8 protein-coding genes and 1 tRNA gene are annotated in these 6,021 nt (G+C 62.1%); all 9 read left to right on the top strand.

Going from position 1 to position 6,021, the window contains the following annotated elements:
* A partial coding sequence (locus tag AC1DZP_RS31035) for an EF-Tu C-terminal domain-related protein (protein WP_477307634.1) occupies nt 1–363 on the top strand: 363 nt, incomplete at its 5' end.
* A 159-nt stretch (nt 364–522) separates the two neighbouring features.
* Nucleotides 523–2,196, top strand: a complete 1,674-nt coding sequence (locus AC1DZP_RS31030; RefSeq protein ID WP_477307638.1) for a COG3904 family protein — start codon at nt 523–525, stop codon at nt 2,194–2,196.
* A 124-nt stretch (nt 2,197–2,320) separates the two neighbouring features.
* Complete coding sequence (locus AC1DZP_RS31025; protein WP_477307632.1) at nt 2,321–2,803, top strand: group II truncated hemoglobin; 483 nt, start codon at nt 2,321–2,323, stop codon at nt 2,801–2,803.
* Between the two features lie 30 nt (nt 2,804–2,833).
* On the top strand, nt 2,834–3,385 hold the full coding sequence (locus AC1DZP_RS31020) for a putative glycolipid-binding domain-containing protein (RefSeq protein WP_095090663.1): 552 nt from the start codon (nt 2,834–2,836) through the stop codon (nt 3,383–3,385).
* Nucleotides 3,386–3,466: 81 nt separating this feature from the next.
* A tRNA-Trp gene (locus tag AC1DZP_RS31015) sits at nt 3,467–3,542 on the top strand.
* 396 nt (nt 3,543–3,938) lie between these two features.
* Nucleotides 3,939–4,142, top strand: coding sequence for a preprotein translocase subunit SecE (gene secE / locus AC1DZP_RS31010; protein WP_013531408.1), 204 nt, complete (start codon nt 3,939–3,941; stop codon nt 4,140–4,142).
* 27 nt (nt 4,143–4,169) lie between these two features.
* Nucleotides 4,170–4,697, top strand: a complete 528-nt coding sequence (nusG, locus tag AC1DZP_RS31005) for a transcription termination/antitermination protein NusG (protein ID WP_013895710.1) — start codon at nt 4,170–4,172, stop codon at nt 4,695–4,697.
* 173 nt (nt 4,698–4,870) lie between these two features.
* A complete protein-coding gene (rplK, locus tag AC1DZP_RS31000; RefSeq protein ID WP_006333334.1) occupies nt 4,871–5,299 on the top strand; it encodes a 50S ribosomal protein L11 in 429 nt (142 codons plus the stop codon).
* A 4-nt stretch (nt 5,300–5,303) separates the two neighbouring features.
* Nucleotides 5,304–6,002 (top strand): 50S ribosomal protein L1, encoded by a 699-nt coding sequence (gene rplA / locus AC1DZP_RS30995; RefSeq protein WP_095089662.1) that lies wholly within the window; start codon nt 5,304–5,306, stop codon nt 6,000–6,002.
* Nucleotides 6,003–6,021 lie beyond the last annotated feature (19 nt).

Raw genomic sequence — 6,021 nt, 5'->3', positions numbered from 1 at the left:
ATCGGCGCACTGCTGCGCGGCGTTGACCGTGAAGGTGTCGAGCGCGGCCAGGTTCTGGCCAAGCCCGGCACGGTGAAGCCGCACAAGAAGTTCGTGGCCGAAGCCTACATCCTGACCAAGGACGAAGGTGGCCGTCACACGCCGTTCTTCACCAACTATCGTCCGCAGTTCTATTTCCGCACGACGGACGTGACCGGCATCGTGTCGCTGCCGGAAGGCACCGAGATGGTGATGCCGGGCGACAACATCACGGTCGATGTCGAGCTGATCGTGCCGATCGCCATGGAAGAGAAGCTGCGCTTCGCTATCCGTGAAGGCGGCCGCACCGTCGGTGCCGGCATCGTCGTCACCATCAAGGAATAACTGACCCCGGCATCCGCTGGGTCAGGTTCGAGACGGAAAGGGCGGTCCTTGGGGCCGCCCTTTTCCTTTTGCCCGGCGGTCGTCGGGTGTTGTCGGTCGAACCCTGTTGCAAGCCTTTGGACCTCGTCTAGGATAGCTTGCATGGCGGGGCTTTTCCAAATGGTTCCAGGGCGCCTTTTGCATCGTCGGGCTTTGTGGTCGCTGTGGCTGATCTGCCTGCTGGCGTCGCTTGTCGCGGGGCATGCCGCCTTTGCGGCGGATACGGCGCCGGATCTCGGTCCGACGATGCGCTTCGTCGTCGTCCGCAGCAACGCACCAGGCTGCGAGCCGATCTGCCCGGAATGGATCTCCGCCGAAGGCTCGATAGAGGCCCGGACGCCGGTTCTGTTCAAACGCATGCTCAAAACGCTTGGCGGCCGAAATCTGCCGATCGTCGTCGATTCTCCCGGCGGCAATGTCGAGGCGGCGCTTACGCTTGGCCGGCTGATCCGCAAAAGCAAGTTCGATATCGCTGTCGGCAAGACCCTGTTCGACGGCTGTCTGCCTGATGCGAAGGACTGCGCGGAAAACGATGGCAGGGGCGCCCGTTATTTCGGCGATGCCTACGCCAGCGGCGCCATGTGCAATTCCGCCTGTCCGCTGATGTTTGCCGGCGGTATCCGGCGGTTGGTCGGTGAATCGGCCTATCTCGGCGTCCATCAGATCACCACGACCTATATCCGCACGAAACTGCAATATCGCACCACCTATCGCATCGTGGGCGGCAAGAAGAAGGTACTCAGCACTAGGATCGTCAGCCGGAAGAGTGCCGGCAGCTACAAGACCTACGAAATGAGCAAGGCGGTGGAGAAAAGGCTGGCAGCCTATCTCGACGGGATGGGCGTCGGACCGGGCGTGCTCGAAACGATGAAGGACACCCCGGCCAGCGCAATCCACCAACTGGAAGTGCAAAACATGCTTCGGATGAATATGGTCACTAGCCTGGATTCCGTTGACATACTGACCGCTGGAACCATCTGCCGCGCCACTCCATTGCCCGAGAATTGCCGGGAAGTGCCGTCTCCGGCAGACAAGGCCACCCGGCCGGCCGCTGCCGAGGTGGGAAAAGTCGAGCCCGCCGCCATCGCGCCGATCGGACCCGAAAGCGTACAGCGGGACAATGTCGCCGACATGCGCTTCGTTCTGGTGCGCGGCAAGAGTTTCCTCTGCGATCCCGATTGTCCGGAGTGGATCGCAGCGGAAGGCAGGATTACCGCCGAGACGCCACAGAAGCTGCGCGAACTGCTTGGCACCCTGGAGGATCGGCGGCTGCCCGTCGTGATCAACTCACCGGGAGGCGACCTTTCCGGTGCTCTTGCCGCCGGGAGGCTGATCCGCGAACGCAGGCTCGACGTGGCGGTCGCACGCACGGAGTTCATGGAATGCGAGCCGGAGAAGCCGGGCTGCACGGCTCAGGACGGCGTCTATGTCGGGCTCACCAATGATGCGTTGGGCGAATGCGATGCAGCCTGTCCGATCATGCTTGCGGGCGGTGTCAGACGCCTGGTCGGCCCCCATGCGCGATTGCGCTTGCGGTCGCTGGAACTGGACCGGCAGGTCAAGACCTATCTCGAAGAGATGGCGGTCGGGCCTGACCTGTTTGCCGCGATAAAACTCCATTCGAGCCAACGGCAGCTCGACCCCAGGAAGATGCTCAAAGTCGGGCTGACGACAGGGCCTCAATCGGCGGATGAACTGACCGGAGCTTCCATTTGCAAATCGGCCCCGAAGCCGGGCAATTGCCGCCTGGTATCGGCGCCCAAACTCCAGGCCAACGCGCCCACCAAGTCATAGTTTCGGCGGTACGGTCGGGCGGACTGGCCGTCGAGGCAGGTTGAGCCATCCCCGATAGTTCCGCTATCGTCATCTCCGGCATTGCCATCTCTGGCGCTGCTTAAGGGGCCAGTGGAGGAAACAAATGAGCCAGGACGTCCCGACATTGTACGAATGGGCTGGCGGCACCGAGGCGCTGAACCGGCTGACGGAAACCTTCTACGTCAAGGTGCTTCGCGACCCGGTCGTTGGGCCGGTGTTCAGGACCATGTCGCCGGACCATCCGGCCCACGTTGCGGCGTTCATCGGCGAGGTTTTCGGCGGACCGAAAACCTACAGCGAAAAATTCGGCGGCCACCGCGAGATGGTCATGCACCATCTGGGCAGGCATCTGACCGAGGAGCAGCGCCGCCGCTGGATCAATCTTCTGGCCGATGCCGCCGACGCGGTCGGCCTGCCCGACGATCCTGAATTCCGCTCTGCCTTCATGGGCTATGTCGAATGGGGCTCGCGGCTGGCCAAGATGAACTCCAATCTCGGCGAGACCTGCGATCCCGAGACGGAGCCGATGCCGGCCTGGGGCTGGGGTGTGCCGGGTGGGCCGTACAGGCCGCCGGAAACAAAGTAGCCTCCAGTCGCCACGGGAGGTGTCGGGCTGATGCTGGAAGATATGAATATCGTGCGCTGGCACGAGTGGGATGGCCCCGGCCTCGAACACTTGCTGCTGCAGGAGCGGGCAGGGGAAGTCTCGGCCGACTCTGTCGTGATCTGTTCTGGTGAAACGCCTTTTGCGGTGCGCTACCGCATCGCCTGCAACGCGAACTGGCATGCCAGGAGTGTCATGGTCGACGTGATCGGCAGCGGCCAGACACTTGTCCTTGCCGCCGACGGCGATGGTCGCTGGACCAGGGATGGCCTGCCGATGCCCGAGCTCGACGGCGTCCTCGACCCTGATCTCACCGTCACGCCGTTCACCAACACGCTGCCGATCCGGCGATTGCGGCTTTCGACGGGACAAAGTGCCGAGATCACCACCGCCTTCATCGATTTCCCGGCCCTCACCGTTGTCGCCAATCCGCAGCGCTACACATGCCTCGAAGAGGGCAGGCGATATCTCTATGAATCGCGCGCCAGCGACTTCAAGCGGGAGCTCGAGATCGACCGCGACGGGCTGGTCGTCAGCTATCCCGATTTCTGGCGCAGGGGTTAAGGCGCGTTTGCTTGCAAACCACTCTTTACAGAGCGAGCGGAAGCTTTTAGGAAGCGCCTGCTGCGCCGACATGCGCACGATACGGGCATAGCTCAGTTGGTAGAGCGGCGGTCTCCAAAACCGCAGGTCGTAGGTTCGAGCCCTGCTGCCCGTGCCATTTCTCGAAATGGCACTCAACGCGATATTTCGCCATTTCTCGAAATGGCCCTCGAAACGATATTTCGCGGCGGCCCTTTGAAAATCGGCGACCCGCTTGCCATATTAGCTCGATTGGGGCATAAGGGCGCCATAGCCGGGACGGAACGACTGGATGGTTCCGAGGCGGCGTTTGGTCATAAAGCGGACACTTGCCACTTGCGTGGATCAAGAATCGGTTTTATGTAGACGAAACAGACACGCGACGCGTGGAGCTGGGAAGCCGGCTTTACGCGTCTGATTTGCATGGGCGAAATGATTGCGCTGATTCGGCGCGAAAACAAGCCCAGGCGGCACGTCCCGGCCAGCGGGATCATCCAGGGGACCCGGCCAACGGGTCTTGAAGACAGAGCGGCATATGGCTTCGAAAACCACAAATCCTTTCGTCTTTCTCCAGCAGGTTCGCGCGGAGACCGCCAAGGTGACTTGGCCGTCGCGACGCGAAACGATGATCTCGACGGTGATGGTCCTCGCTTTCGCTGTGATCGCGATGATCTTTTTCTTCACCGCCGATCAGCTCATGGGCCTCGCGGTCGAGCAGATTCTTGGCATCGGACGCTAAGTCCGGCGATTACGGAGAAGTCTTGAAATGACTGCGCGGTGGTACATCGTCCACGCCTATTCGAACTTTGAAAAAAAGGTCGCCGAGGATATCGAGAACAAGGCCAAGCAGAAGGGCCTGTCCGCCGATATCGAGCAGATCGTGGTGCCGACCGAGAAGGTCGTCGAGGTTCGTCGTGGCCGCAAGGTCGATGCCGAGCGCAAGTTCTTCCCGGGCTATGTGCTCCTGAAGGCCAATCTGACTGACGCGGTGTTCTCGCTGGTCAAGAACACGCCAAAGGTCACCGGCTTCCTTGGCGACTCCAAGCCGGTGCCGATCACCGAGGCGGAGGCGCAGCGCATCCTGAACCAGGTGCAGGAAGGCGTCGAGCGGCCGAAGCCTTCGGTCACGTTCGAGATCGGCGAGGCAATCCGCGTTTCGGATGGTCCCTTCGCGTCGTTCAACGGTTTCGTCCAGGAAGTGGACGAGGAGCGGGCGCGGCTCAAGGTGGAAGTTTCGATCTTCGGGCGCGCTGTGCCTGTCGATCTGGAATTCGGACAGGTCGAAAAGGGCTGATCCGAAATCCCGCCGCCAAGCGCGGCGGGGAAGGGCGGCGCGGAGATCGCGCGGTTCTGAGAACGGTGGGAGACGAATGCGGCTTAGCCGGCCGCATGGATCGCACCACCAGACTGCAACCGCCGGTTTTTCCCTGATGGTGGGGGCCGGCATAGACAAAGGCAGGAAAAGAGATGGCTAAGAAAATTGCAGGCCAGCTCAAGCTCCAGGTCAAAGCGGGATCGGCCACGCCGTCTCCCCCGATCGGCCCGGCGCTTGGTCAGCGTGGCATCAACATCATGGAGTTCTGCAAGGCGTTCAACGCGCAGACCCAGGAAATGGAAAAGGGATCGCCGATTCCGGTCGTCATCACCTACTACCAGGACAAGTCCTTCACCTTCGTCATGAAGACGCCGCCGGTGAGCTACTTCCTGAAGAAGGCGGCGAACCTGACGTCGGGTTCGAAGGAGCCGGGCAAGATCAAGGCCGGCACGATCGGCCGCGACAAGGTTCGCGCCATCGCCGAGCAGAAGATGAAGGATCTGAACGCAAACGACGTCGAAGCGGCCATGCGCATGGTCGAGGGCTCCGCCCGCTCGATGGGTCTGGAAGTGGTGGGCTAAGATCATGGCAAAGATTGCAAAGCGTGTATCGAAGACCCGCGAAGGCATCGATCCCAACAAGGCTTACGCCCTGGGTGAAGCGCTGAAGCTGCTCAAGGACCGTTCCTCGGTCAAGTTCGACGAGACCGTCGAAGTCGCCATGAACCTCGGCGTCGACCCGCGCCATGCCGACCAGATGGTCCGCGGCGTGGTCAACCTGCCGAACGGCACCGGCCGCTCGGTTCGCGTTGCCGTGTTCGCCCGTGGCGACAAGGCTGACGAAGCTCGTGCCGCTGGCGCCGACATCGTCGGTGCCGAGGATCTGGTCGACATCGTCCAGAAGGGCACGATCGACTTCGATCGCTGCATCGCCACGCCGGACATGATGCCGCTGGTCGGCCGTCTCGGCAAGGTGCTCGGCCCGCGCGGCATGATGCCGAACCCGAAGGTTGGCACCGTCACCACCGACGTTGCCGCCGCCGTCAAGGCATCGAAGGGCGGCGCCGTCGAGTTCCGCGTCGAGAAGGCCGGCATCGTTCATGCCGGTGTCGGCAAGGTCTCGTTCGAGGTCAAGGCCCTGGAAGAGAACATCCGCGCCTTCGCTGACGCGGTGACCAAGGCAAAGCCGACGGGCGCCAAGGGCAACTACGTCAAGAAGGTGTCGGTCACCTCGACGATGGGCCCGGGCCTCAAGCTCGACGTCTCGACGCTCGCGGCGTCCTGATAACTTTACCTGGGATCGG

This window comes from Mesorhizobium sp. P2_F8, from assembly GCF_056403655.1.
Note: the sequence above shows the minus strand (reverse complement) of the source record. Positions and strands in the feature narration are given on the sequence as shown.

Excerpts from the sequence above, each read along its gene's own strand:
- AC1DZP_RS31030 (WP_477307638.1), top strand. The coding sequence starts at position 523 with ATGGTTCCAGGGCGCCTTTTGCATCGTCGGGCTTTGTGGTCGCTGTGG.
- AC1DZP_RS31025 (WP_477307632.1), top strand. The coding sequence starts at position 2,321 with ATGAGCCAGGACGTCCCGACATTGTACGAATGGGCTGGCGGCACCGAG.
- AC1DZP_RS31020 (WP_095090663.1), top strand. The coding sequence starts at position 2,834 with ATGCTGGAAGATATGAATATCGTGCGCTGGCACGAGTGGGATGGCCCC.
- secE (WP_013531408.1), top strand. The coding sequence starts at position 3,939 with ATGGCTTCGAAAACCACAAATCCTTTCGTCTTTCTCCAGCAGGTTCGC.
- nusG (WP_013895710.1), top strand. The coding sequence starts at position 4,170 with ATGACTGCGCGGTGGTACATCGTCCACGCCTATTCGAACTTTGAAAAA.
- rplK (WP_006333334.1), top strand. The coding sequence starts at position 4,871 with ATGGCTAAGAAAATTGCAGGCCAGCTCAAGCTCCAGGTCAAAGCGGGA.
- rplA (WP_095089662.1), top strand. The coding sequence starts at position 5,304 with ATGGCAAAGATTGCAAAGCGTGTATCGAAGACCCGCGAAGGCATCGAT.